Consider the following 2,219-nt stretch of genomic DNA (forward strand, 5'->3'; position numbering starts at 1 on the left):
ATCGAAGCGCAACTCGAGCGACACCCAACCATAAATTCATATTCCAGCTCGGGGCAAAGCTATAATAGAAATGCAAGACTATTGAATGCTGCGTTTCCTGTAAGTTCCGAACAGTGAAACTTGTGAGCTTAGAATCGAAATTCTGGAAAGTAGGCAGAGCCAGACATTACGAGAATACATCCAAGCCCGAGTTTGGATAAATCGAAATGATACCGAAAAATAGGTGTTAGCCCAGTAGGCGCTCGCATTGCATCAGATTAGCGCGTCGCTTTTTCTCCAGATGCTCACAGTAATCTGTCATTGCCTGTTTTCGTCCTACTGCACCATGAAACACTTTGGTAAATCGGGTGGTAAGTTTAAGCCAGTTATCTGGCTCTATTTGCAACCTGGTCAGCAGCGGCTGGCTATCACTGATATATCCTCGTTTGTCTGCCCGCATACACCGGCCAGTTAGTTCAACCAGCTGAATGTAGTAGGTCGGCTCAAACGGGAGGCCACTTGGCATGTTGGCTCTGGGGTTGCCTGCAAAGCGTCGCAAGCTTTTAGGCTGCTTGCCCTGTCGTGCGCACTCAATGCGTTTCTTGATACTGGTATAATCCGAAGTTTCCGGAGTCTCTGCTATTTTGGCTCTGACTGGATTCAGGTCAACATAAGCCATACATGCTGCCAGTGCCGCTTCATCCAGTAATGCCTGTGACTTGAATCTTCCTTCCCAGAACCGGCCTGTACAACCATCTTCTTTATTGGCTCTGCGGGCTATGTCTTCATTCAATACCCGCATGAACCAGCTGATACTCGCAAGGCGTATTTTGAACTCAGCAATATCAGCCGCCAGCATACTGCGCTCTGACTCGCTCAGCTCATCACCATTGATGTATTTTTGTGTCAGCCAGTTGCCTTTAAACAGCTTGTGCCAGCGAATGACTATCGCTTTATCTGATAACCTTTGTGCTTTCTTATCATCCACATACAACACAAGATGTGTGTGATTGCTCATCACCGCATAGCCACATACTTCAATACAAAACACCTTGCCAAGGGCCAGTAGTTTCTCTTCTACCCAGTCTCGACGATGTTCATAAGACTGACCCGTTAAGCGGTCTTGGCCACATAGAAATGCCCGACGAACACATCGGGATATGCAGTGGTAGTATTTGGTATCCGACAAGCTAACTTGCCGCTTCCTTGCTGTTGGCATAGTCCATTATCCTCAATCCATTGAGTATTTCCTAAAGGTAGACGGCGTAGCTACTGTACGCCAGTTTGAGGAGGCTGTCTGCGTAACTCTGTGGAATGAATTCGGGTGCTTTTATGTGTAACATGCTTTTTCTGACCGTATAATGTAAGATCCCGGAATAATACATAGCGTTGCAGCTTGACTGTTTGACTATTAACGAAATATATTGGTTTAATCGTTATTAATCGATTCCATTATATTGATTATTAATGAAAAAATCCCTTGACAGTAAGGTGTTAGGGTTTTCAGGAGATAAAATGAAGTTGTTTAAATCTTTATTGCTACCGCTTTTGTGCTTTAGCTCAACTGCTGTTTTTGCTGGTGTTTGTAATCCAGACTTTTGCCACAAAGTTTATATTGAAAGGCTCTATGTTGAGGCATCAGGAAAAATATTTATTGGAACAAGTGGAGATGAAAAAATTCTAAACTGTAATGCTGAATCTGGTTCTTACGTGACCATTCCAGCAGGAACCCCTGGGGCTGACTTTTTGTATTCTGCTTTACTTACCGCTCAAACTACAAACTTACCAATAGAGGTCATACAGGTTGATGACAATCTGCCCGGTTGTGTGGTTCAGTACATTACTCTAGACAAAAAGTAAATCTGGGGATACATGCCAAAAAACGCATTCACTTCACACTGGGTATTGAAAACAGAAAAGAATGCGGCATGTATCTATCACTTTAAGGATAAATATAAATACCTGTTAATTAGTTATAGCTTAGCGTTAGAGTGTAACTCACCCCAAAGTCAAACTGAATGTCTACGATTTTGGGTGGGTGTCCATGCAACTCGTTGGTGTATTAATTTTAGGGTGTGCAGGCTCGGAACTCATTTGGGGCGCTGAACAATCAGTTAAGCCCGGATATATGTCAGAGCAACACATTTATAGCGGATTAGACCAAACATCAGGCATGGCAACACGGGTAACATAACGAACGGGATAACGAAAACTCGCTACCCCGCAGGCCTACTCGGCTT

At 43.8% G+C, this 2,219-nt stretch carries 2 protein-coding genes; one reads left to right on the plus strand and one right to left on the minus strand.

Going from position 1 to position 2,219, the window contains the following annotated elements:
- Nucleotides 1-226 precede the first annotated feature (226 nt).
- A complete protein-coding gene (locus CWB98_RS23040) occupies nucleotides 227-1,198 on the minus strand; it encodes a transposase (protein ID WP_138546932.1) in 972 nt (323 codons plus the stop codon).
- 248 nt (nucleotides 1,199-1,446) lie between these two features.
- Between CWB98_RS23040 and CWB98_RS23045 the strand changes: the two genes are divergently transcribed.
- A complete protein-coding gene (locus CWB98_RS23045; protein ID WP_138546933.1) occupies nucleotides 1,447-1,839 on the plus strand; it encodes a hypothetical protein in 393 nt (130 codons plus the stop codon).
- The last annotated feature ends 380 nt before the right edge of the window (nucleotides 1,840-2,219 follow it).

The sequence above is a fragment of the Pseudoalteromonas rubra genome (assembly GCF_005887115.1).
GTDB classification, from domain to species: domain Bacteria; phylum Pseudomonadota; class Gammaproteobacteria; order Enterobacterales; family Alteromonadaceae; genus Pseudoalteromonas; species Pseudoalteromonas rubra_F.